The organism is Streptomyces aurantiogriseus (assembly GCF_014649375.1).
GTDB classification, from domain to species: domain Bacteria; phylum Actinomycetota; class Actinomycetes; order Streptomycetales; family Streptomycetaceae; genus Streptomyces; species Streptomyces aurantiogriseus.
Window position 1 is genome coordinate 71911 of sequence record NZ_BMSX01000004.1, and the last position, 22690, is coordinate 94600.

General features: G+C 70.0%; 18 protein-coding genes, 1 tRNA gene and 1 riboswitch. Of the genes, 6 read left to right on the top strand and 13 right to left on the bottom strand.

Annotated elements, in window-relative coordinates; translation table 11 throughout:
* Positions 1 to 213 precede the first annotated feature (213 nt).
* Positions 214 to 1602 (bottom strand): cystathionine beta-synthase, encoded by a 1389-nt coding sequence (locus IE263_RS09855; RefSeq protein WP_189934498.1) that lies wholly within the window; start codon positions 1600 to 1602, stop codon positions 214 to 216.
* Positions 1603 to 1754: 152 nt separating this feature from the next.
* Between IE263_RS09855 and IE263_RS09860 the strand changes: the two genes are divergently transcribed.
* The 3 genes from IE263_RS09860 (at position 1755) to IE263_RS09870 (ending at position 5736) form a co-directional block, all read left to right on the top strand.
* The gene (locus IE263_RS09860; protein WP_189934500.1) at positions 1755 to 2777 is read left to right on the top strand and encodes an SGNH/GDSL hydrolase family protein; all 1023 of its coding nucleotides are present in this window, start codon (positions 1755 to 1757) and stop codon (positions 2775 to 2777) included.
* Between the two features lie 635 nt (positions 2778 to 3412).
* On the top strand, positions 3413 to 4630 hold the full coding sequence (locus tag IE263_RS09865) for an acetyl-CoA C-acetyltransferase (RefSeq protein ID WP_189934502.1): 1218 nt from the start codon (positions 3413 to 3415) through the stop codon (positions 4628 to 4630).
* A gap of 305 nt (positions 4631 to 4935) precedes the next feature.
* A complete protein-coding gene (locus IE263_RS09870; RefSeq protein WP_189935319.1) occupies positions 4936 to 5736 on the top strand; it encodes a hypothetical protein in 801 nt (266 codons plus the stop codon).
* Positions 5737 to 5887: 151 nt separating this feature from the next.
* On the opposite strand, the gene IE263_RS09875 is transcribed toward IE263_RS09870, so the two are convergent.
* Positions 5888 to 6199, bottom strand: a complete 312-nt coding sequence (locus IE263_RS09875; protein ID WP_189934504.1) for a hypothetical protein — start codon at positions 6197 to 6199, stop codon at positions 5888 to 5890.
* Between the two features lie 104 nt (positions 6200 to 6303).
* Between IE263_RS09875 and IE263_RS09880 the strand changes: the two genes are divergently transcribed.
* Positions 6304 to 6531, top strand: coding sequence for a DUF4287 domain-containing protein (locus IE263_RS09880; protein WP_189934506.1), 228 nt, complete (start codon positions 6304 to 6306; stop codon positions 6529 to 6531).
* Positions 6532 to 6641: 110 nt separating this feature from the next.
* On the opposite strand, the gene IE263_RS09885 is transcribed toward IE263_RS09880, so the two are convergent.
* The 3 genes from IE263_RS09885 to IE263_RS09895 all read right to left on the bottom strand — a co-directional run bounded on the left by IE263_RS09885 (position 6642) and on the right by IE263_RS09895 (position 9215).
* The gene (locus IE263_RS09885) at positions 6642 to 7556 is read right to left on the bottom strand and encodes a Bax inhibitor-1/YccA family protein (RefSeq protein ID WP_189934507.1); all 915 of its coding nucleotides are present in this window, start codon (positions 7554 to 7556) and stop codon (positions 6642 to 6644) included.
* Positions 7557 to 7758: 202 nt separating this feature from the next.
* Positions 7759 to 8934, bottom strand: a complete 1176-nt coding sequence (locus IE263_RS09890) for a 4-hydroxybenzoate 3-monooxygenase (RefSeq protein ID WP_189934509.1) — start codon at positions 8932 to 8934, stop codon at positions 7759 to 7761.
* A 198-nt stretch (positions 8935 to 9132) separates the two neighbouring features.
* Positions 9133 to 9215, bottom strand: a tRNA-Leu gene (locus tag IE263_RS09895).
* A gap of 400 nt (positions 9216 to 9615) precedes the next feature.
* On the opposite strand from IE263_RS09895, the gene IE263_RS09900 reads away from it, so the two are divergent.
* Both IE263_RS09900 and IE263_RS09905 read left to right on the top strand, forming a co-directional pair.
* On the top strand, positions 9616 to 10386 hold the full coding sequence (locus tag IE263_RS09900; protein ID WP_189934511.1) for an ABC transporter ATP-binding protein: 771 nt from the start codon (positions 9616 to 9618) through the stop codon (positions 10384 to 10386).
* A 176-nt stretch (positions 10387 to 10562) separates the two neighbouring features.
* Positions 10563 to 13091 carry an ABC transporter permease gene (locus tag IE263_RS09905; protein WP_189934513.1) on the top strand — a complete coding sequence of 843 codons (2529 nt, stop codon included), beginning with the start codon at positions 10563 to 10565 and terminating at the stop codon, positions 13089 to 13091.
* Positions 13092 to 13150: 59 nt separating this feature from the next.
* On the opposite strand, the gene IE263_RS09910 is transcribed toward IE263_RS09905, so the two are convergent.
* The 8 genes from IE263_RS09910 to IE263_RS09945 form a co-directional block, all read right to left on the bottom strand.
* Positions 13151 to 14440, bottom strand: coding sequence for an SAM-dependent methyltransferase (locus tag IE263_RS09910; RefSeq protein ID WP_189934515.1), 1290 nt, complete (start codon positions 14438 to 14440; stop codon positions 13151 to 13153).
* 282 nt (positions 14441 to 14722) lie between these two features.
* A complete protein-coding gene (locus tag IE263_RS09915) occupies positions 14723 to 16114 on the bottom strand; it encodes an NAD(P)/FAD-dependent oxidoreductase (RefSeq protein WP_189934516.1) in 1392 nt (463 codons plus the stop codon).
* Between the two features lie 454 nt (positions 16115 to 16568).
* Entirely contained in the window at positions 16569 to 17561 is a 993-nt protein-coding gene (locus IE263_RS09920; RefSeq protein ID WP_189934518.1) for a Ppx/GppA phosphatase family protein, read from the bottom strand.
* A gap of 91 nt (positions 17562 to 17652) precedes the next feature.
* Positions 17653 to 18174 carry a DUF501 domain-containing protein gene (locus tag IE263_RS09925; RefSeq protein WP_189934520.1) on the bottom strand — a complete coding sequence of 174 codons (522 nt, stop codon included), beginning with the start codon at positions 18172 to 18174 and terminating at the stop codon, positions 17653 to 17655.
* Between the two features lie 35 nt (positions 18175 to 18209).
* A complete protein-coding gene (locus IE263_RS09930; protein ID WP_189934522.1) occupies positions 18210 to 18686 on the bottom strand; it encodes an FtsB family cell division protein in 477 nt (158 codons plus the stop codon).
* A 119-nt stretch (positions 18687 to 18805) separates the two neighbouring features.
* On the bottom strand, positions 18806 to 20095 hold the full coding sequence (eno, locus tag IE263_RS09935) for a phosphopyruvate hydratase (RefSeq protein ID WP_189934524.1): 1290 nt from the start codon (positions 20093 to 20095) through the stop codon (positions 18806 to 18808).
* Positions 20096 to 20467: 372 nt separating this feature from the next.
* Positions 20468 to 21163: a LysM peptidoglycan-binding domain-containing protein gene (locus IE263_RS09940; protein WP_189934526.1), complete on the bottom strand. Its 696-nt coding sequence runs from the start codon at positions 21161 to 21163 to the stop codon at positions 20468 to 20470.
* A gap of 4 nt (positions 21164 to 21167) precedes the next feature.
* Positions 21168 to 21334, bottom strand: a riboswitch (cyclic di-AMP (ydaO/yuaA leader).
* Positions 21335 to 21538: 204 nt separating this feature from the next.
* The gene (locus IE263_RS09945; RefSeq protein WP_189934528.1) at positions 21539 to 22576 is read right to left on the bottom strand and encodes a LysM peptidoglycan-binding domain-containing protein; all 1038 of its coding nucleotides are present in this window, start codon (positions 22574 to 22576) and stop codon (positions 21539 to 21541) included.
* Positions 22577 to 22690: the final 114 nt, after the last annotated feature.

A 22690-nucleotide genomic window follows, 5' to 3' on the forward strand; every position in this document is an offset into this window, starting at 1 on the left:
CGCCGTTTCGGTGCCGGCGGGGGCGGGGAGCCGCTCCCGCCCTGCCGACACCCACTAATGTGCCGGACCCGTGTTAAGCGTGTGCTGCGCGGACGTGACGCGCTCGTACCACTTCCGCGAAGTCCACCACTTGGGTGGGCAAACGGAAGTTCGCCGCCGGCGGGGCCGGTTCACCGCAGGTTTCCCGTGAGTTCGGCTCCCAGGCGTCGGAAGCTACTTCCCGCCCTTGGCCAGGAAGGCGAGGAGGTCCTGGCGGCTGACGACTCCGGTGGGCTTGCCCTCGACGAGGACGATCGCCGCGTCCGCCGTGCCCAGCACGGACATCAGGTCGCCGAGGGGCTCGCCGGAGCCGACCTGGGGCAGCGGGGCGGACATGTGCTTCTCCAGCGGGTCGTCCAGCGAGGCCTTCTTGCTGAACAGGGCGTCGAGCAGTTCGCGTTCGACGACGGACCCCACGACCTCGGCGGCCATGACGTCCGGGTGACCGGCGCCCGGCTTCACGACCGGCATCTGCGAGACGCCGTACTCGCGCAGGACCTCGATGGCCTGGCCGACGGTCTCGTCGGGATGCATGTGGACGAGGGACGGGATGGCGCCGGCCGCCTTGTCGCTGAGGACGTCGGCGACGCGGGCGCTGGGGCCCTCGTCCTCGAGGAAGCCGTAGTCGGCCATCCACTCGTCGTTGAAGATCTTGCTGAGGTAGCCGCGGCCGCTGTCGGGCAGCAGGACGACGACGACGTCGTCCGGCCCGAGCCGCTCGGCGACCCGCAGCGCGGCCACGACGGCCATACCGCAGGAGCCGCCCACCAGCAGGCCCTCCTCCCTGGCCAGCCGACGGGTCATCTGGAAGGAGTCCTTGTCGGACACGGCGACGATCTCGTCGGCCACGGTCCGGTCGTAGGCGGTCGGCCAGAAGTCCTCACCGACGCCCTCGACGAGGTACGGCCGCCCGGAGCCGCCGGAGTACACGGAACCCTCGGGGTCGGCACCGATGACCTGAACCCGGCCGTCGCTGGCCTCCTTCAGATACCGCCCGGTCCCGGAGATGGTGCCGCCGGTGCCCACACCGGCGACGAAGTGGGTGATCTTCCCCTCCGTCTGCTCCCACAGCTCGGGGCCGGTGGAGTGGTAGTGGGAGAGCGGGTTGTTGGGGTTGGAGTACTGGTCGGGCTTCCACGCGCCCGGGGTCTCCCGGACGAGCCGGTCGGAGACGTTGTAGTACGAGTCCGGGTGCTCGGGGTCGACGGCGGTGGGGCACACGACGACCTCCGCTCCGTAGGCCCGCAGCACATTGATCTTGTCGGTGCTGACCTTGTCGGGGCACACGAAGATGCACTTGTACCCCTTCTGCTGCGCCACGATGGCGAGGCCCACCCCGGTGTTGCCGCTGGTCGGCTCGACGATGGTCCCGCCGGGCTTGAGCTCCCCGCTCTGTTCTGCCGCCTCGACCATGCGCAGGGCGATGCGGTCCTTCACCGAGCCGCCCGGATTGAAGTACTCCACCTTGGCCAGGACGGTCGCCCGGATGCCCTTGGTCACGCTGTTGAGCTTCACCAGCGGGGTGTTGCCGACGAGGCTGATCATCGAGTCGTGGAATCGCACCGTTGTCTCCGGTTGCTTGCAAAAAACAGTGGTCGTGGTTGGTGTCGCCAGCCTACGGCCCCGGCAGGGACGTTCACTCCCCGTTGAGATTGGCCGACGGTCCGTACGGGGCAAGGAGTGGGTGTACGGACACGAGGAGGTGGCGTCGAGGCATGACGAGCATGTCCAGGGCAAGGGTGGCCCGGCGCATCGCGGCCGGCGCGGCCTACGGCGGCGGCGGGATCGGACTGGCCGGGGCGGCGGTGGTCGGACTGCTGCTGGCGGAGGCGCAGCTGGCGCGGCGCCATGTCAACGGCAACGGCGCGAACGGACGCGTCCCGGTCGCGGACGGCCTGTACGGCAGGTCGTACGCCACCCCCGGCGAGGAGGCCCTGCGCCTCACGCTGCTCGGCGACTCCACGGCGGCGGGCCAGGGTGTCCACCGGGTCGGCCAGACGCCCGGCGCGCTGCTGGCCTCCGGCCTCGCGGCGGTGGCCGAACGCCCGGTGAAGCTGCGGAACGTGGCGCTGCCCGGAGCCCAGTCCGACGACCTCGACCGGCAGGTCGCGCTGGTCCTCGGCGATGTCGACCGGGTGCCCGACATCTGCGTGATCATGATCGGCGCGAACGACGTCACCCACCGCATGCCTCCGACCCGCTCGGTACGTCATCTCTCGGCAGCGGTACGACGGCTGCGCACCGCCGGTGCGGAGGTGGTCGTCGGCACCTGCCCCGACCTGGGCACCATCGAGCCGGTGGGCCAGCCCCTGCGCTGGCTGGCCCGCCGGGCCTCCCGCCAGCTGGCGGCAGCCCAGACGATCGGCGTGGTGGAGCAAGGCGGCCGCACGGTCTCCCTCGGCGACCTACTGGGCCCCGAGTTCGAGGCGAACCCCCGCGAGTTGTTCGGCCCCGACCACTACCACCCCTCCGCGGAGGGCTACGCCACGGCGGCGATGGCCGTCCTGCCCACGGTCTGCGCGGCCCTGGGCCTGTGGCCGGCCGAGGAGGAACGCCCGGACGTCTCCCGCCGCGAGGGCTTCCTGCCGGTCGCCCGGGCGGCGGCGGAGGCCGCGGCGGAGGCCGGCACAGAGGTCACGGCGGCGATGCCGACGGGTCCGCGCGGCCCCTGGGCCCTCCTCAAGCGCCGCCGGCGCCGCCGGGTCCCCGAGCCGGAACCAACACCGCTGTCTCCCTGAGGCGCACCACGTCCAGCTCGCCCGGCGTTCGAAGCCGAGCCCCCTCCAGTCCCGTCCAGGGGGCTCCGCCCCCTGGACCCCCGGGCCTATGCCCACCCCGCCACCCGACTCGGTCGGCTGAAAAGTGGGCCTCACGCTCAACCCACCCGACGCCACCTGACAAGCGCCGATCAGCGCAATCCAGCCCGCCCGAGGGCACCTGGCAAGCGCCGGGCAGGGCAACCCAGCCCGCCCAGGGCACGTGGCGAGCGCCGGGCAGGGGCAACCCAGCCCGTCCGGCGTTTGAGGACGAGGCCCGTTCAGGGCCGAAGCGGGGTGCGGGGCGGCAGCCCCGCGAGGGGCGCAGGGGCGGCAGCCCGCCGGGGGCAGCGGGCAGTCCCCCCGTCGGAGGGCCGGGAGCGCAGCCCCCGCCAGGTGCAGGGGCGCAGCCCCGCCAGGTTCGGCGCGGAGCCGCCGTCGGGGTCGAAGGGGCGGAGCCCCTGGGATGGGATGGGTAGGGGCGGCGGGGGCGAGAAAAAAGCAAGCGCTTAGAAAATTGCGGTCAGGGTCACACCTCGCCCCCGGTGACCCCGCCCATACGGACGGGTAACTTCCCACACAGCCATACCCATCCCCGTACCGCCAATGGAGCCGTGATGCCCGAAGCCGTCATCGTCTCGACCGCCCGCTCCCCCATCGGCCGCGCCGGCAAGGGCTCCCTCAAGGACCTGCGCCCGGACGACCTGACCGCCACGATCATCCAGGCGGCCCTCGCCAAGGTCCCCGAGCTGGACCCGAAGGACATCGACGACCTGATGCTCGGCTGCGGCCTCCCCGGCGGCGAACAGGGTCACAACCTCGGCCGGATCGTCGCCGTACAGATGGGCATGGACCACCTGCCCGGCTGCACGATCACCCGCTACTGTTCCTCCTCGCTCCAGACGAGCCGCATGGCCCTGCACGCCATCAAGGCCGGCGAGGGCGACGTCTTCATCTCGGCCGGTGTCGAGACGGTCTCCCGTTACGGCAACGGCACCTCCGACATGCCGGGCACGCACAACCCCCTCTTCGCCGAGGCCGAGGCCCGCACGGCCGCCGTCGCGGCGCAGGAGGGCACCACCTGGCACGACCCGCGCGAGGACGGCCTCGTCCCGGACGCCTACATCACGATGGGCCAGACCGCCGAGAACCTCGCCCGCTGGAAGGGCGTCACCCGTGAGGAGATGGACGAGTTCGGCGTCCGCTCCCAGAACCTCGCCGAGGAAGCCATCAAGAACGGCTTCTGGGAGCGCGAGATCACCCCGGTGACCCTCCCCGACGGCACGGTCGTCAGCAAGGACGACGGCCCCCGCGCCGGCGTCACGATGGAGGGCGTGGCGGGCCTCAAGCCGGTCTTCCGCCCCGACGGCCTGGTCACCGCCGGCAACTGCTGCCCCCTGAACGACGGCGCCGCCGCCCTCGTCATCATGAGCGACACCAAGGCCCGCGAGCTCGGCCTCACCCCGCTCGCCCGCATCGTGTCGACCGGCGTCTCCGGCCTCTCCCCCGAGATCATGGGCCTCGGCCCGGTCGAGGCGAGCAAGCAGGCCCTCCGGCGCGCCGGTCTCACCATCGACGACATCGACCTGGTCGAGATCAACGAGGCCTTCGCCGCCCAGGTGATCCCCTCCTACCGTGACCTCGGCATCGACCTCGACAAGCTGAACGTCAACGGCGGCGCCATCGCCGTGGGCCACCCCTTCGGCATGACCGGCGCCCGCATCACCACCACGCTCATCAACTCCCTCCAGTTCCACGACAAGCAGTTCGGCCTGGAGACGATGTGCGTCGGCGGCGGCCAGGGCATGGCGATGGTCATCGAGCGCCTCAGCTGACCCACTGACAGCCGTCGCGCGCAGACCTCTCGGTAGCCGCGACGGCACCCACCGTGAGCCGATGGCCCGGAGTCCGGGAAACGCCTGGATTCCGGGCTCTTTTGTGATCCAATCTCCCCCAGGATGTGACCTATCTCCCTCGCCGGAGGGATTTACGCAGCTCAGAGCCGTTTCACCACTAAACCCCAGGCCAAATGCCCTGTCCGTTTCGTGACGTTACGCACTGACAGCTGGATAGTCCGCCCTTCAAGCTGATGTAGGAAGTCGGGGGTCGACTTTGAACCGGGAGTACGTCAGTGAGCGCCATGCCGATCGCCTTGCTGGTCACCACGGCCGCCACGGGCGCCGTGGGCGTCGCCGTCCTGCGCACCCTCGTGCTGCTGCGCCGACAGGTGGCAGCCCTGCACACCCAGCTCGCGCAGAACAACGCCGCCGAGACGCACGGCCTCGTTCCGGCCGCCCGCACCGCGGCCGACACGGATGAGATACGGGCCGCGGTGGCCGAGGCGCTGGCCGAGGAGCGGGAGCGGGAGCTGGCCGAGGCACGCGCGTTCTGGGCCGCCCAGGAGGCCCGTGACGTCCCCGACGGCCCCTCCCTGCTGGGCCTGCCGGACAGCGAACTGTTCCTGCCCCGCCAGGCCGACTTCGTGGGCCTGGAGCACCTGGAGCCCGTGACCGAGCCGACCGCGGACGCCGACGAGTTCGCCGCGGGCACCCCCTTGGGGGGAGAGTCCCCGGAACTGGCCGCGGCCCGCCGCCGTCACCCCTCCCACCCGGACTTCGTCCCGGTCCAGTCACCGGTCGTGGGCGACCACGAACGCACGGTGGCCACCCTCGAGGAACTGGCCGCCTCCCGCACCGAACTGACCGACGTCCGCCCGGGCCCCCTCGGCACCCTCGACGTCTACGTCTTCGCCGACGGCACCACCCTCTGCATGACCCCGGGCCACCGCGAGACAGCGGAACGCCTGGCAACGGCCCTGACGGTCGGCGAGACGCCGTACCTCCTGGGCGGCTCGGGCATCTCAGGCGCGTACACCCTGACGTTCGCGTGCGGGGAGGAGAACGTCTACATCCTGGCGGACAGGGTCATAGCGAGCCTTTAGCTCCTGGCTTTCCGGAGCTCCCTGGCTTCCGGAGCTTCCTGGCTTTCCGGGGCACACGGCCGCATCGGTGTGCGGACCGCCGCGTGGGCGCGGCCGGTCAGGCCCCGTGGGCGCGGCCGGTCACCCCGCGACCGGCCGTCGCGCGCCCACCTCAGACGCCCGCGCGCTTCTGCGCCTCTTCGACCAGCAGCACCGCCTGAGCGACTTCACCCTCACTCGTCAACACAACCGCCAGATCATGCCCCGCCACAGTGATCTGATCGGCGGCGGCGAACATCCCGGCGTCAGGCATCACCCGAGGCTCGCGCTCGGCATCCTCGAGAACCTGCGCCCACCGAGCCAGCTCTCTGGCGAGCGCCAGCGCCTCCGCGGCGGCCCCCCGCTGCAGGCGGGACTGCGGCGCCGCCCTCAAACGATCGGCAAAATGTTCCACCGCACGGGACAGAGGCGTCGTATCAACCACGCGGTGAGCGTACAGCGCCGCAGCAGGACTGTTGCCAACAGGCGAACGCTCAGGCACCGTGACCTGAAGGACCGGCTTACACCCCATTGCGTCCGGAGGCGCCGATGTCCCACGTCCTCTCCGAGGAGACCCACCGCAACATTCTCGCCCGCATCCCTCACTGCACCGGTCGTGAAGTCTCCGACTGGCTGCGCACCGTCGACGAAGGCCCCGCTCTCCGCTTCGAGGAGAAGGTCAGCTGGCTGCGCCACGAGTACGACCTCGCGTACGGCCACGCCAAGGCGATCATCCACGAGTACGACCTGAGGAGGGCCGCGCGCAAGCTGCTGTAGCGCGCCAGCAGGACACCACACCGGACCCGAACACGACGAAGGGGCCCCGGGAGATCCCGGGACCCCTTCAGTGCTCACACGTGCTCACTCACACGTGCTCACACCGAGTGCTAGTCGTCGCTGTTGAGGATCGCGAGGAGTCGCAGGAACTCCATGTAGATCCACACCAGCGTCAGCGTGAGGCCGAAGGCGGCGAGCCAGGCCTCCTCGCGCGGCGCGCCGTAGGCGATGCCGTCCTCGACCTGCTTGAAGTCCAGGGCGAGGAAGCAGGCGCCGAGGATGATGCCGATGACGCCGAACACGATGCCCAGGGCACCGCTGCGGAAGCCGAGTCCGTCACCACCGCCGAAGACGCTGAACAGCAGGTTCACCGCCATCAGCAGGACGAAACCGAGCGCGGCGGCCATGACGAAGCCGACGAAGCGGCGGTTGACGCGGATCCAGCCCGCCTTGTAGGCCACGAGCACACCGGCGAAGACCGCCATGGTGCCGAGTACGGCCTGGGCGACGACGCCGTCCGCGATGTACGTGGACACCGCGCTGGAGATCACGCCGAGGAAGACGCCCTCGAGGGCGGCGTACGACAGGATCAGCGCGGGCGCCGGGCGGCGCTTGAAGGACTGGACGAGCGCCAGCACCATCGCGACCAGACCGGCGCCGACGGCGATGCCGTAGGACTTGCCGATGTTGGCCTCGTCGACGGGCAGCAGCAGCCAGGACAGGACAGCGGTCACGACCACGGTGCCGAGCGTCGTCGCGGTGCGCGCGACCACGTCGTCCATGGTCATCACACCGGTGGTGGTGACCGGGGCCTGCGGGGCGCCGTACTGCACGTCCTGCTGGGCGTAAGGGTTCTGCGCGTAGGGGTTGCCGGCCGGCTGGGCATACGGGTTGCCCTGCGCGTACGGGTTGCCCTGCTGCGTACCGACAGCGGGACCCCCGGCCTGCGGCGCGGCGTTGAAGCCCGCGTAGCCGTTGTCGCGGCTGAACCCCCGTCGCGAGAAGACCGGGTTTCTGCTCCTCATTTCACTCCTCCATGGCCACACAGCGCGGCCTTGGCTCAAGAGTAATAGGTAGGCAAAGGATTGACCCTAGTGCTTGGGGAGGATCTTTCCCTCGTCGTGCTGGCCAACACGCTACGTGCCTCCCTGATTCCCGGCACCAGAGGGCCTCATTCATGACCAACCCGGTACACGTCCGGAACCGTCCGGAGATCACCCCCGCACATCACCCGAACGGGAACCCCGTGTACCCCTCGGCCAGGTCGGTCTCCGCGGCCCGGGAGGAGGCGATCCGCTCCAGGCGGGCGAGCTGGAGCCGGTCCTCGAAGGGGGTGGCGTCGGGGGCGCGGTGCAGCAGGGTCGTCATGTCGTACGAGAACCGCTCGGCCTGCCAGATCCGGCGCAGACAGGTCTCCGAGTAGGCGTCGAGCAGCTCGGGCGAACCCGCCTCCTTCTCGTACGTCAGGGCACGCGCGAAGGTGACGACGTCACCGACGGCCAGATTCAGCCCCTTGGCGCCGGTCGGCGGCACGATATGGGCGGCGTCGCCGGCGAGGAAGAGACGGCCGTGCCGCATGGGCTCGTGGACGTAGGAGCGCATGGGGGTGACCGACTTCTGGGTGATCGGGCCGCGCTCCAGCCGCCAGTCGTCGTCCGTCTCGAAGCGGCGCTCCAGCTCGGCCCAGATCTCCTCGTCGCTCCAGGCCTCGGCGTCGGTGCCCTCGGGCACCTGGAGGTAGAGGCGGGAGACGAACGGGGAGCGCATGGACAGCAGGGCGAAACCGCGGTCGTGGCGGGCGTAGACCAGCTCGTCGTGGGAGGGCGGCACGTCGGCGAGGATGCCGAGCCAGCCGAAGGGGTACGTCCGTTCGAAGACGCGGGTCAGCTCGGCAGGTATCGCCTTACGGGAGACGCCCCAGAAGCCGTCGCAGCCCACGACGTAGTCGCATTCCAGGACGTCCTCGCGGCCCTCGTGGCGGAAGCGGACGCGAGGGTGGTCGGTTTCGGCCTCCTCGACGGCAAGCGCCTCCGCCTCGAAGAGCAGCGGGCCGCCCTCCTTCAGCTGGAGGGCGATGAGGTCCTTGCACACCTCCGTCTGGGCGTAGACCATCACTGACCGGCCACCGGTGAGGGCGGGGAAGTCGACGCGGTGGCGCCGGCGCGCGAACCGCAGCTCGATGCCGTCGTGGCGCAGGCCCTCGCGGTCCAGGCGCTCCCCGGCGCCGGCCGCGCGCAGCACGTCCGCCGCGCCCTGCTCCAGGATTCCGGCGCGCTGGCGCTGCTCCACGTAGGCCCGGTCGCGGCTCTCCAGGACGACGGAGTCGATGCCTGCGTTGCGCAGAAGGCGGGCGAGGAGGAGGCCGGCGGGGCCGGCGCCGATGATGCCGACGGTGGTGCGCATCGGGCGTTCCCTTCAGACGGGCGTCATTGCCGCGGTGGTCCGGTGGTGCAGAGGGGTTCGAGACTGCGTTCGCGTAGTGAAGTTTTTTTCACCATTGCTGGACGTGAGTCTGCGCCCGCTTTCAACGGGTGTCAACGGTTCCGCACGGAGACGATCAAGGCCTCAATGGAGGGTGCAACGAACGGGAGGCGTCGGAGGTGCCCGGAACCGGACTTGAACCGGTACGCCCGCGAGGGGCAGCGAGGTTTAAGCTCGCCGTGTCTGCATTCCACCATCCGGGCAGGCCATGGGCTCCGCGTCGAGGTCCGAGCCTATCGGTGAGCGTCCCCCCAACAGCCGCAGAGCGACCCGATGTTGTCTTATTTTATTGAGGTCTGAGGGAGCATCAGCACCGGGAACTCGCCATCCGCACTTGCCAGTAGCCTCGCGCGCGGCAGTCGGCCGTAGACGCGGAATGACGGAATTTCACCGTCCGAACGAGGGTGCTCCACCGGTTCTTGACGTTCTCTGACGAGGCGGCATCTCAGGGACCGTGTCATCCCCTGGTATGACCCGGCGGCCGTCGGTCCGACCGAAGTCTGCCTTCGGAACCGGAACAGCGGGTGACTACACGGCCGCGGGTGGCCGGGACGATGGTTCACGTCCCCGAGCAACGACGTCGTCCCGACAGGAGCCCTATCCGTGACCACCACCCCTCTCGCCGACCGGACCACCGCCGTGGCCGCACGTGCCACGGACCTGTCGAAGATCTACGGGCAGGGCGAGACCCAGGTGGTCGCCCTGGACCGGGTCTCCGTCGACTTCCGGCAGGCCGAGTTCACCGCCATCATGGGCCCCTCCGGGTCCGGCAAGTCGACGCTGATGCACTGCGTGGCCGGTCTGGACACCTTCTCCTCCGGCTCCGTGCGCATCGGCGACACCGAGCTGGGCTCCCTGAAGGACAAGCAGCTCACCAAGTTGCGCCGGGACAAGATCGGATTCATCTTCCAAGCGTTCAACCTGCTGCCCACGCTGACCGCGCTGGAGAACATCACCCTCCCGATGGACATCGCGGGCCGCAAGGCCGACAAGCAGTGGCTGGACAGCGTCATCCGGATGGTCGGGCTCGCCGACCGGCTCGGCCACCGGCCCTCACAGCTCTCCGGCGGCCAGCAGCAGCGCGTCGCCGTCGCCCGCGCCCTCGCCTCCAGGCCCGAGATCATCTTCGGCGACGAGCCGACCGGAAACCTCGACTCGCGTTCGGGCGCCGAGGTGCTGGGCTTCCTGCGCAACTCCGTGCGGGAACTGGGACAGACGGTGGTGATGGTGACCCACGACCCGGTGGCCGCGGCGTACGCGGACCGGGTGGTGTTCCTCGCGGACGGCCGGATCGTCGACGAGGTGTACGGGCCGACGGCCGACTCGGTGCTGGACCGGATGAAGCAGTTCGACGCCAAGGGCCGTACCAGCTGACCCGTCGGCACCAGCTGACCCACGTCACCAGCTGACCCGTCGTCACCAGTTGACCCACCGTCGTCACCAGCTGACCCGTCGTCACCAGCCGGATCGGCCGGCCCGGCCGATCCGGACAGGCCGCTCGACCCGGTTGACGCGCCCTCTCACACTCGCACCCTGGACTGAGACAACCCATGTTCCGTACCGCCTTGCGCAACGTCCTCGCGCACAAGGCCCGGCTCCTGATGACCGTGCTCGCCGTGATGCTCGGCGTGGCCTTCGTGTCGGGGACCCTGGTCTTCACCAACACCATCTCCGACGCCTTCCAGAAGAGTTCGGCCAAAGGCTTCGACCAGGTCGACGTGGCCGTGACCGCCAAGTACCAGGAGAGCAAGGGTGACCAGGTCGGCAGGACGCCGGACCTGACCCAGGCACTGCTGGAGCGGAGCACGAAGGTGCCGGGCGCCGCCGGCGCGATCGGCGTCGTCACCGGCTTCACCGCCATGGCCGACAAGGACGGCAAGCTGATCGGCGACGGCTTCCAGTCGCAGGGCGGGAACTACTGGGGCGACAAGGACCCCCGGTACCCGCTGAAGTCCGGCAGCGCACCGCAGGGCAAGGACCAGGTCGCCATCGACTCGGAGACCGCGCGGCGCGCCGGCTACAAGGTGGGCGACACCCTGCGCCTCTCGGTCGACGGCCCGGTGCTGGCGCCGAAGATCACCGGCATCTTCACCACCGACGACGGCAATGTCGCCGCCGGCGGCAGCCTGGCCCTGTTCGACACGGCGACGGCTCAGCAGCTGTTCGGCAAGGTGGGCACGTACGACGAGATCGACGTGAAGGCCGCCTCCGGCACCTCCCAGACCACCCTGAAGGCCGCGCTGGACAAGGCGCTGCCGCAGAACCTCGTCGAGACCACCACCGGCAAGAAGCTCGCCGACGACCAGGCCGAGCGGATCGCCTCCGGCATGAGTGGCCTGCGTCAGGGCCTGCTGGTCTTCGCGGGCATCGCGCTCTTCGTCGGCACGTTCATCATCGCCAACACCTTCACCATGCTGGTCGCCCAGCGCACCAAGGAGCTGGCGCTGCTGCGGGCGGTCGGCGCCTCGCGACGGCAGGTCACGCGCTCGGTGCTGATCGAGGCGTTCGTGGTCGGTGCGGTCGCCGGCGTCACCGGTCTGGTGGCGGGCATCGGCATCGGGGCCGGGCTGCGGTCGCTGATGGGCACGCTGGGCGCCACCGTGCCCGACGGGCCCCTGGTGATCTCCCCCGGCACGATCGTCGCCGCCCTCGCGGTCGGCATCGTCATCACCATGCTCGCGGCGTGGCTGCCGGGCCGCCGGGCGGCGAAGATCCCGCCGGTCGCGGCGATGGGCAGCCTGCACGCACAGCCGACGACCAAGTCGCTGGTGCTGCGCAACACGCTGGGCGCGCTGTTCAGCGCGGCGGGTATCGCCACCGTCCTGGCCGCGACGACGATGAGCGGCTCGGACGGCCAGGCGCCCATGGGCCTCGGCGCCGTCCTGCTGATCATCGGCGTGTTCATCCTGACCCCGCTGCTGTCCCGCCCGCTGATCGCGGCGGCGGCTCCGGTGATGCGGATCTTCGGGGTGTCGGGCAAGCTGGCCCGCCAGAACTCGGTGCGCAATCCCCGCCGTACGGCCGCCACGGCCTCCGCGCTGATGATCGGGCTCACCCTGATCACCGGCATGACGGTGATGGCGGGCAGCCTGCAGAAGTCGATCGACAAGATGGCAACGGCGGCGATCCGCGCGGACTACGTGGTCTCCATGGCGAACGGCAACGAGCTCTCGCCGGACGTCGAGAAGAAGCTGGGGCGGATCGACGGCGTCACCGACGTCAGCCCGATGCGCAACGCGAACTCGCGCATCGACGGCGAGACCGAGTTCCTGACCGGCGTCAACGGCACGGCGATCGGCAAGCTCACCGATCTGAAGGTCGACGAGGGCACCTTCGCGGTGGGCGGCACGCGCGTCGTCGTCGACGACCAGCGCGCCGAGCAGTACGGGTGGAAGGCCGGTTCGACCTTCACGGTCGCCTACGAGGACGGCAAGAAGCAGAAGCTCACGGTCTCCGGGATCTACGAGGGCAACGAGCTGATCAGCGGCATCCTCCTCGACAACGCGACACTCACGCCGCACCTGTCGGACAAGGCCGACATGATGGTGATGGTGAAGACGTCCGACGGCGCGTCGGACGCGACGAAGGACAAGCTGGAGAAGGCCCTCGGTTCCAACCCTGCGATCCAGGTCCAGGACAAGAAGGACCTCTCCAACGAGATCGCACAGATGTTCACGCTGATCCTGAACATGGTCTACGGCCTGCTGGCCATGGCGGTGATCGTCGCGGTCCTCGGCGTCATCAACACCCTGGCGATGTCCGTCTTCGAGCGCTCCCAGGAGATCGGCATGCTCCGCGCGATCGGCCTGGACCGCAAGGGCATCAAGCGGATGGTCCGCCTGGAGTCCCTGGTGATCTCCCTGTTCGGCGGCGTCCTCGGCATCGGGCTCGGCGTGTTCTTCGGCTGGGCGGCCGGTGAGCTGCTGGGCACGAGCATGGCGACGTACGAACTGGTCCTGCCCTGGGGCCGGATGGCGCTCTTCCTGCTCCTGGCGGCGACGGTGGGCGTCCTGGCGGCGCTGTGGCCGGCGCGGCGCGCGGCCCGGCTGAACATGCTGGCGGCGATCAAGTCGGAGTAGCGGGAGGCGTGTTCCGGGGCCCCGTCGCGGATGCGGCGGGGCCCCTTCGTGTCGTGAGGTCAGTTCCAGGTGCGGGCACGCAAGGGCATGCCGGAGGTGCCGGAGGGCTGGGTGCGGACGGCCAGGACCTGGTTGACGCCGATGCGGTTGCGTTCGAAGGCGAGGGCGGAGGCCGCCATGTAGAGGCGCCAGACACGGGCGCGGCCGGGGCTGGTGAGCTGCACCGCGCGGGCCCATTCGGCCTCCAGGCGGGCGACCCACCGGCGCAGGGTGAGGGCGTAGTGCTCGCGGATCGACTCGACGTCACGGACCTCGAAGCCGGCGCGTTCGAGTTGGGTGACGGTGCTGCCCACGGGGGCGAGTTCGCCGTCCGGGAAGACGTAGGCGTCGATGAACTCGTCCACGTGGTAGGTGGATTCGTCGCGGTGCGGGCGGCGGGCGATCTGGTGGTTGAGCAGGCGGCCGCCCGGCCTGAGGAGGGCGTGCAGCGCGGTCGCGTACTCCAGATAGCGCGTGGAGCCGACGTGCTCCGCCATACCGATGGAGGAGATCGCGTCGTACGGGCCGTCGGTGACGTCGCGGTAGTCCTGGACGCGGATCTCCACCCTGTCGGTGAGACCGGCGTCCGCGACGCGTTTGCGGGCGTACGCCGCCTGCTCCTGGGAGAGGGTGATGCCGACGACGCTCACGCCGTGCTCACGGGCCGCGTGGATCGCCATCGAACCCCAGCCGCAGCCGACGTCGAGGAGACGCTGATCCGCGGTCAGGGCGAGTTTGCGGCAGACCAGTTCGAGCTTGTCGCGCTGGGCGTCCTCGAGGGTGCCGGCCGGGGACTCCCAGTAGGCGCAGGAGTAGACCATGGAGGGGCCGAGGACGAGCTCGTAGAAGTCGTTGCCGACGTCGTAGTGGTGGCTGATGGCACGTCTGTCGGTGCGGCGGGTGTGGAGGTGGGTCGTACGGCGGACCTCCTCGGGGGGCGGGCTGGGGGGCAGCGGAGGGCCGGCGAGCCTCAGCAGGCCGCGGGCCGCCGCACGGAACTGGGGGTCGCGAAGAGCCTCGCTGAGCGTACGGGCGTCCTCGCCCCGCTCCCAGATGAGGCCGGCGAGGAGGTCGAGGGCGGTGTAGAGGTCGCCCTCGATCTCCACGTCGCCGGCCACCCAGGCGCGGGCCAGGCCCAGTTCACCGGGTTTGAACAGGAGGCGGCGCAGCGCCCTGCGGTTGCGTACGACCAGGGTGGGCGCGTCGGGCGGGCCCGCCTGCGAACCGTCCCAGGCGCGGACGCGTACCGGGAACGGGGCTCCCAGCAACTGTTCTACAAGGGCATGGAGCCGCGGCGCGGCGTCGGCCATGGTGCACACCTCCGTGACGGTAATCCCGGAATGTCCTGACACCACGTAAACACCCGGAGGGCTCGGTCGCAGTCCCCCGTGCGCGTTACGGCTGGGCAAATCATCCGAGCGGGTTTGTTTCCGGCGGGGCCTTGCCCACCCACCCACCCGACTCGCTCGGTCAACAGGCCGCCCCCACGGGGCTCCGCTGGCGACTGCGGGGGTGGGGGGCCAGGTACGCCGAAGGGGCCGCCTGCACCACGGATGGCAGGCGGCCCCTTCGGGGTGTTCGGTGACCGGAGGTCAGGAGGCCTTCGCCTTCTCCTCGGTCTTCTCGGCCTTGGGGGCCGCGGCGACCGGGGCCGGCTTGGCGGCCTCATAGAACTCCTCGCGCGGGGACTCCAGGGCGCCGAGGGCGACGACCTCGCGCTTGAGGAACATGCCGAGCGTCCAGTCGGCGAAGACGCGGATCTTGCGGTTCCACGTCGGCATGGCCATACCGTGGTAGCCGCGGTGCATGTACCACGCCAGGCGGCCACGCAGCTTGATCTTCATCTTGCCCATGACGATCATCGCGACGCCCTTGTGGAGGCCCAGACCCGCGACGGCGCCCTTGTTGGCGTGGCTGTAGTCCTTCTGCGGGAAGCCCCGCATGCCGGAGATCACGTTGTCGCCGAGGACCTTGGCCTGACGCAGGGCGTGCTGCGCGTTCGGCGGGCACCAGGCGTTCTCGTTGCCCGCCTTGCGGCCGACGAGGTCCGGGACCTGGGCGTTGTCGCCGGCGGCCCAGATGTAGTCCGTGCCCTTGACCTGGAGGCTCGGCTCGCAGTCGACGTGACCGCGGGGGCCGAGGGGCAGGCCGTAGCGCGCCAGGGCGGGGTTCGGCTTGACGCCGGCCGTCCAGACGATGGTGTTGGAGTCGACCTCGAGGCCGTTCTTCAGGACCACATGGCCGTCCACGCAGGAGTCCATGGAGGTGGAGAGGTAGATCTCCACGCCCCGGCTCTCCAGGTGCTCCTTGCCGTACTGGCCGAGCTTGGGGCCGACCTCCGGCAGGATCTTGTCGGCGGCGTCGACGAGGATGAAGCGCATGTCCTCGCGGGACACGTTCTTGTAGTACTTGGCCGCGTCGCGGGCCAGGTCCTCGACCTCACCGATGGTCTCCGCGCCGGCGAAGCCGCCGCCGATGAAGACGAAGGTGAGCGCCTTGCGGCGGATCTCCTCGTCGGTGGTGGAGTCGGCCTTGTCGAGCTGCTCGAGGACGTGGTTGCGCAGACCGATGGCCTCCTCGATGCCCTTCATGCCGATGCCCTGCTCGGCGAGGCCGGGGATCGGGAAGGTGCGGGAGACCGCGCCGAGCGCGATCACCAGGTAGTCGAAGGGCAGCTCGTACGCCTCGCCGACCAGCGGGGCGATCGTGGCGACCTTGCGGTCCTGGTCGATGGTGGTGACCCGGCCGGTGAGGACCTCCGCCTTGGGCAGCACACGTCGCAGCGGGACGACGACGTGACGCGGGGAGATGTTGCCGGCGGCGGTTTCGGGGAGGAAGGGCTGGTAGGTCATGTACGACCGGGGGTCGACGACCGTGACGGTCGCCTCGCCGTAGCGCATCTTCTTCAGGATGCGCCGAGCTGCGTACAGGCCTACGTACCCACCGCCTACTACGAGGATCCTGGGACGCTCCGTGGTGCTCATGCCATCGAGTATCCACCCGCCCCGGGGGGGTAGCTCGTGCGCCCCTTCACAAGCTTCCGCAGGGTGTGTGCTATCCTCCGCGCCCCGCGTGATCCACGTCATGGCGGGAAACGGGAACCTGTGCCCAGCACGCACCGTTGTCAATGCCGCGTGAGCTGCCTCTCCGGGCGAGCGGAGCCCGGGTGAGGGCTCCGAAACACCACCGCCGCGGACCCCGCGAAACACCCGCGCCTTCCGCTTTTGAACACGTTCACAGGGGCGGCGAGCCCCCGGAAGGGTCAACCGGGGCGTCCGTGTCCTCCGACAGGGCCGAATTCCTTGTGAAGAACTTCACGAACTTTTTCGACGGGGTCCGGCCGGAGTGCCACAGAGGGGCCCGCGAAGGCCCCTCAGGCACGCTCATACGTTATCCGCACTGCTCAGCAGAGTGCTACCCATCAGTAACAAAAGAGAGCTACGCCACCGACCACGCGATGCCGTCGAGGATGTCGTGCTCGCTCACCACGACCTCCCGCGCACCGATCCGCTCCATGATCGACAGGAGGACCAGGGCACCCGCGGCGATCACGTCCACCCGGCCCGGGTGCATCGACGGGACGGCCGCGCGCTCGGCGTGCGTGGAGTGCAGCAGCCACTCGGTGATCTCGCGGACCCGGTCGAGGGAGACGCGGGAGTGGTGAATGGCCGTGGAGTCGTACTCGGGAAGCTCCTGCGCGATCGCCGAGACCGTCGTCACCGAGCCCGCCAGCCCCACCAGCGTGTGCGCCTCGTGCAGCGGGACCGTCTGCTCGACGAGGTCCAGCGCGGCCTCGATGTCGGCGCGCATCGCCGCGATCTGCTCCGCGGTGGGCGGATCGGTGACCTTCCCGCCCACGACCAGGTGCCGCTCCGTCATCCGCACACAGCCGACGTCGACGGAGCGGGCCGCCCGCACATGGTCGTCGCCGACGACGAACTCCGTCGAGCCGCCGCCGATGTCCACGACGAGGTACGGCTTGGTGAGGTCGCCCGCCCGTCGCCCACCACCCTCGAACGAAGGGCGCTCCGTGCCCCCCTGGTTCTGCCCGGTGAGTTCCCCGGTCGCTCCCGTGAACGAGAACTCGGCCTCCTGATCACCGGAGATGACCTCGGGTTCCACCCCCAGGATGTCCAGCACCCCGCGCACGAACTCGTCCCGGTTCTCGGCGTCCCGGGAGGCGGAGGTGGCGACGAAGCGCAGGTGCTCGGCGCCGTGCTCCTTGATGACGGCCGCGTACTCCCGGCAGGCGGCGAAGGTCCGTTCCAGCGCCTCGGGGGCGAGCCGTCCCGTGCGGTCGACGCCCTGGCCGAGACGGACGATCGTCATACGACGGTCCAGCTCGACCAGTTCACCGGTGGCCGGGTCGGCGTCGGCGACGAGGAGGCGGATGGAGTTGGTACCGCAGTCGATGGCGGCGACGCGGGTCATGGCATTCCTTGTCGTCTGGGGCGGGTGTCAACAGCCCGTCCGGGCACTCCCTCTGGGGGAGTTCGAGCGGGAAGGGCAGGGGCGGGGGCGATCATTCCGCGGTCGGCACCACGCACGCACCCTTGGTCCACCACTCGGGCAGCATCGCGATCGCCTCGTCGCCCAGGGGGTTCACGCCCGGGCCGGCGGCCAGGGAGTGGGCCACGAGTACGTGCAGGCACTTCACCCGGTCCGGCATGCCGCCCGCGCTGGGGAAGCCCTTCAGCTCCTCGATCTCGTCGCGGCGCCGGATGTAGTCCTCGTGGGCGGCGCGGTAGGCGGCGGCCAGCTCCGGGTCGGTCTCCAGGCGGGCCGTCATCTCCTTCATCACGCCGTTCGCCTCGAGGGTGCCGATCGCGGAGTTCGCCTTGGGGCACGTCAGGTAGTACAGCGTGGGGAAGGGGGTGCCGTCGGGAAGGCGGGGCGCCGTCTCCACGACGTCCGGCCGGCCGCACGGGCAGCGGTGCGCGATCGCGCGCAGACCGCGCGGCGGGCGCCCGAGCTGCTGCTTGAAGGCCTCGACGTCCGCGTCGGTGGGTTCGGTGCGCGGGGTGGTCGGCGGGGGCGTTTCCATGCCGTACGAAAGTCTCTCTGCTGTCTTGGGTGGATTCACTGGTCGGAGGCGTCGGACTTGTCGACCCCGTCCCAGACGTTGGAGTACCAGGGGCGGTCGGCGGCCCCCAGGTCGGTGCGGGCCTGCTTCGCCGCGTCCGGGTCGATGACGACGAAGCCCGTCTCCCCCGGCATCACGTAGTGGAGCCGCTGCCGGATCTGCTGCTCGGCGTACGCGTCGTCCTGCCAGCGTGCCTTGAGGTCGCGCAGTTCTTCCACCCGCTCCTCGGCCCGCTCCCGCTCGCGCTCCAGATCGGCGATCTCGGCGCGCTGGGAGACGTACTGCCGCATGGGGTAGGCCAGGGCCACGATCAGCGAGCACAGGACGAGCGCGAGGAGGGCCGCGCGGCCGGTGAGCCGGGAGCGGCGGGCCTGGCGTCGGGTCTGGGAGCGATAGACGCGGGCCGCCGTCTGTTCGCCGAGCAACCTGATCCTGGTCGCGGTGGAGAAACGGTCCCGGTCCCTCGCGGCCACTGTCCCCCGCCTCCCGTCTCACACGTGCGTACGTCCCCGGACACGGTACGGGACCGAGTACGGGGACGTACGTACGACTGGCTGAGGCTTGGCCCGCCGAGGGTCAGCCCTTGCCGTTCTTACTGGTTCGCGGAGCGAAACCGCGGGAACGCGCTGCGACCCGCGTACACCGCCGCGTCGTCGAGGATCTCCTCGATGCGCAGCAGCTGGTTGTACTTGGCGACGCGCTCGGAGCGGGCCGGGGCGCCGGTCTTGATCTGGCCGCAGTTGGTGGCGACGGCCAGGTCGGCGATGGTGACGTCCTCGGTCTCGCCGGAGCGGTGGGACATCATGCACTTGAAGCCGTTGCGCTGGGCCAGCTCGACGGCGTCCAGGGTCTCGGTGAGCGAACCGATCTGGTTCACCTTCACCAGCAGGGCGTTGGCCGCGCCCTCCTCGATGCCGCGGGCCAGGCGCTCCGGGTTGGTGACGAACAGGTCGTCACCGACGAGCTGGACCTTGTCACCGAGCTTCTCGGTGATGGTCTTCCAGCCGGCCCAGTCGTCCTCGAACAGCGGGTCCTCGATGGAGACGAGCGGGTACGCCTCGACGAGCTCGGCGTAGTACTCGGTCATCTCGGCGGCGGAGCGGTCCTTGCCCTCGAAGGTGTAGGAGCCGTCCTTGTAGAACTCGGAGGCGGCGACGTCGAGCGCGAGGGCGATCTGCTCGCCCGGGGTGTAGCCGGCTTCCTTGATGGCCTCGAGGATGAGGTCGAGGGCCTCGCGGTTGGAGCCGAGGTTCGGGGCGAAGCCGCCCTCGTCGCCGAGGCCGGTGGACAGGCCCTTGGACTTCAGGACCTTCTTGAGGGTGTGGTAGACCTCGGTGCCCCAGCGCAGGGCCTCGGAGAAGGACTCCGCGCCGATCGGGGCGATCATGAACTCCTGGATGTCCACGTTGGAGTCGGCGTGCGAGCCGCCGTTCAGGATGTTCATCATCGGCACCGGCAGCAGGTGCGCGTTCGGGCCGCCCAGGTAGCGGAAGAGCGGCAGGTCGCTGGCCTCGGAGGCGGCGTGGGCGACGGCGAGGGAGACGCCGAGGATGGCGTTGGCGCCGAGCGAGCCCTTGTTGTCAGTGGCGTCCAGGTCGAACATCGCCTGGTCGATCAGGCGCTGCTCGGTGGCGTCGTAGCCGACCAGCTCCGGGCCGATCTGCTCGATGACGGCGAGGACGGCCTTCTCGACGCCCTTGCCCTGGTAACGGTTGGGGTCACCGTCGCGGAGCTCGATGGCCTCGAAGGCGCCGGTGGAGGCGCCGGACGGGACGGCGGCACGACCCGTGCTGCCGTCGTCGAGGCCGACCTCGACCTCGACCGTGGGGTTGCCTCGGGAGTCCAGGATTTCCCGGGCTACGACGACGTCGATGGACGGCACGAGCATCTCCTTCTTGGGATGTGACGCTGGTAGTGCGGGGCACGTGTGGGCCGTGATGAGCCCTTGCTGAGCCTTGCGACTAGAGCCTAACCGCCCCGGGGCCGTCGGCAGCCGACCGACCGTCCCGTGGACAGCCTGACGGTACACATTGTTTCCGTCCGGAACAAAGGGGGTGGGGAAACTCCGGGAACTCCAGGGGAACGGCGGGACACCGGCGGGACACCGGCGGGCGAAGAAAAACCCCGCCCCGGTGCGTACGGGGGAACACGCACCGGGACGGGAGCCCGTGGGGACGGGGGGGAGGCCCTCACGAGGCCCTCAGTGTGCGGGCCTCGGTTGTGAGGGGGCTGTGCCCCTGCTGGGGGCCAGGTGTCACTTGAGGTGCAGCTGCTGGCCCGGGTAGATGAGGTCGGCGTCCTCGACGATGTCCTTGTTCAGCTGGAAGAGCTTCTCCCAGCCGCCCTCGACGTTCTGCTCCGCGGCGATGGAGCTGAGGGTGTCGCCCGCGACGACCTTGTACTCGCCGTCGCCCTTCTTGACCTTCTTGCCGGTCGGGGTGGTGACGGTCTTCTGGGACTTGGCGGCCGGACGCTCGGACGAGCGGGAGGCGCTCCGCTCCTCGGTGGAACGGGTCGTGGTCTCCGAGGAGCCGGAGCCGTTGGAGGAGCCGTTGCCGGAGGAGCCGCCGTTGTACGCGGCGTTCGACAGACCCTTGCCGCAGACCGGCCAGGCACCCTTGCCCTGACCCGCGAGAACCTTCTCGGCGATCTCGATCTGCTGCGCCTTGGAGGCCTTGTCGGCGGTGGAGGCGTACTGCGTGCCGCCGTACGCGGCCCAGGTGGAGGCGGAGAACTGCAGACCGCCGTAGTAGCCGTTGCCGGTGTTGATGGACCAGTTGCCGCCGGACTCGCACTGGGCGACGGCGTCCCACTCGGAGGCGGTGGCGGCGGAGGCGTTGCCGGCCGCCATCAGCGGGGCGGCGATGGCGACACCGGTGACGCCGGCGAGCGCGGCGGCACGAGTGGCCTTGGACGGACGACGGTGCTTGCCCTTGCCGGAAAACAGCATGGATCGATCCCCTCACCGACGCCTGCGAGGTGAGCTGTCGGGTTCGGGCCGGTTGAGTTGCCCGGCCACTCCTCCGTGGGAGGCGTGGCTTCACCCCTAGCCGCGGCCGTCAACTGCCCGGTGCGGCACTTACCTTGGGTCCCCCGCTCCTGCCTGCGGCGCTTGACGCGACGACTGTTCCCGGGCAGCCGCTGGCAGGATTCGGCGTTGCGACAGCCGGGGCTCGGGTTGCCGAGCGGTCATGACCGTAGACACGCAATCGGCGGAATTTCAAAGACGATCAGGGCTTCTGAGACTCATCCCACACTTTCGCCAAAGCGGACATTTGACGCGAAGTGTGACGTGAACTCCGGCCGTTTTCTCGGGGTTTCCGCCCTATTCGACCCCGGTCGCAAGGGTCTGACCGGGGGAGATGTTGCTCGGATCGGCCCCGATGAGGTCCTTGTTCTCGGCATAGAGGGCGCGCCATCCGCCGTCGAGGTCAAGGGAGTCGGCGATGGAGGCGAGGGAGTCGCCCGCCTGGACGGTGTAGGTGCCGGCCGTGCCGCCGAGGGTGCTCGCGGCGTGACGACCGGAGGAGGCGGCGGGCGCACCCTCGGTCGCGCTCTCGTCAGCGGTGCCGCCACGGTGGCGGCCGGAGCCGGCGGCGGCGTCGACCGCACCGGTGTCGACGAGGCTCCAAGAACCGGCACTCTGCTCCGAGTTGTCCGAGCCGCCCGCTTCCGGGGTGCCGCTGGGCGAGCTGTCGTCCGCCTGCGAACCGCTCGCGTCGGAACCGGCGGCCGCATCGGACTTCGAGGGGCTGTCCGGCGTGGAGGAAGAAGAGGACGAAGGGGACGAAGGGGACGAGGAAGGCGTATTCGCGGTATCCGAGGAGGAATCGGCGGACGGGTCGGTGGAGGTGTCGCCGGAATCGCTCGAGGAGCCGGAGGAGTTGGAGGATCCGGACGAGCCCCTGGACAGGTCGGACAAGCCGGATGTTATGGAGGAGTCGGACGAGTCGTCCGCCACGCCCGTGTCCAGGTCCACCGAGCCGGACTCCTTGCTGAGCCCGGACGTCAGCCCGCAGGTGCCCCACGCTCCGACGCCCTGGTCGGCGAGGAGCTTCTGAGCGACGGAGATCTGCTGGTTGCGGCTGGCGAGGTCGGGGCGCGAGGCGTAGTCGAGGCCGCCGTGCGTCTCCCAGTCCTCCTGAGTCAGGGACAGGCCGCCGTACTCGCCGCCGCCCTCGTTGGCGCTCCAGGAGCCGCCGGTCTCGCACTCCGCGACCTTGTCCCACACCGTGCCGTCGGCGGCGCTCGCACCGGAGGCGCCGAGCAGCGGGATGGCGATGGCGGAGCCGGTCACGCCGGCCGCGACGAGGAGGGCCGGGGCCTGGCGGGGGCGACGGTGACGACCGTTCCCGGAGAGCATGCGGGGGCCTTTCTCGAGACAGCAGTGCCCGCGCGGCGGGTGAAGCAGGGTCGCCGCGTTGACGAGTGAACGTATCGCCAGACGATCACTTGTCACAAGTTAATGCCGCGCAGA

Bases quoted from the DNA above. Each gene is read 5' to 3' on its own strand.
- IE263_RS09890 (WP_189934509.1), bottom strand. From the start codon at position 8,934: ATGCGCACCACCGTCGGCATCATCGGCGCCGGCCCCGCCGGCCTCCTC.
- IE263_RS09880 (WP_189934506.1), top strand. From the start codon at position 6,304: ATGTCCCACGTCCTCTCCGAGGAGACCCACCGCAACATTCTCGCCCGC.
- IE263_RS09925 (WP_189934520.1), bottom strand. From the start codon at position 18,174: ATGGAAACGCCCCCGCCGACCACCCCGCGCACCGAACCCACCGACGCG.
- IE263_RS09870 (WP_189935319.1), top strand. From the start codon at position 4,936: ATGCCGATCGCCTTGCTGGTCACCACGGCCGCCACGGGCGCCGTGGGC.
- IE263_RS09920 (WP_189934518.1), bottom strand. From the start codon at position 17,561: ATGACCCGCGTCGCCGCCATCGACTGCGGTACCAACTCCATCCGCCTC.
- IE263_RS09885 (WP_189934507.1), bottom strand. From the start codon at position 7,556: ATGAGGAGCAGAAACCCGGTCTTCTCGCGACGGGGGTTCAGCCGCGAC.
- IE263_RS09860 (WP_189934500.1), top strand. From the start codon at position 1,755: ATGACGAGCATGTCCAGGGCAAGGGTGGCCCGGCGCATCGCGGCCGGC.
- IE263_RS09865 (WP_189934502.1), top strand. From the start codon at position 3,413: ATGCCCGAAGCCGTCATCGTCTCGACCGCCCGCTCCCCCATCGGCCGC.
- IE263_RS09940 (WP_189934526.1), bottom strand. From the start codon at position 21,163: ATGCTGTTTTCCGGCAAGGGCAAGCACCGTCGTCCGTCCAAGGCCACT.
- IE263_RS09915 (WP_189934516.1), bottom strand. From the start codon at position 16,114: ATGAGCACCACGGAGCGTCCCAGGATCCTCGTAGTAGGCGGTGGGTAC.
- IE263_RS09945 (WP_189934528.1), bottom strand. From the start codon at position 22,576: ATGCTCTCCGGGAACGGTCGTCACCGTCGCCCCCGCCAGGCCCCGGCC.
- IE263_RS09910 (WP_189934515.1), bottom strand. From the start codon at position 14,440: ATGGCCGACGCCGCGCCGCGGCTCCATGCCCTTGTAGAACAGTTGCTG.
- IE263_RS09905 (WP_189934513.1), top strand. From the start codon at position 10,563: ATGTTCCGTACCGCCTTGCGCAACGTCCTCGCGCACAAGGCCCGGCTC.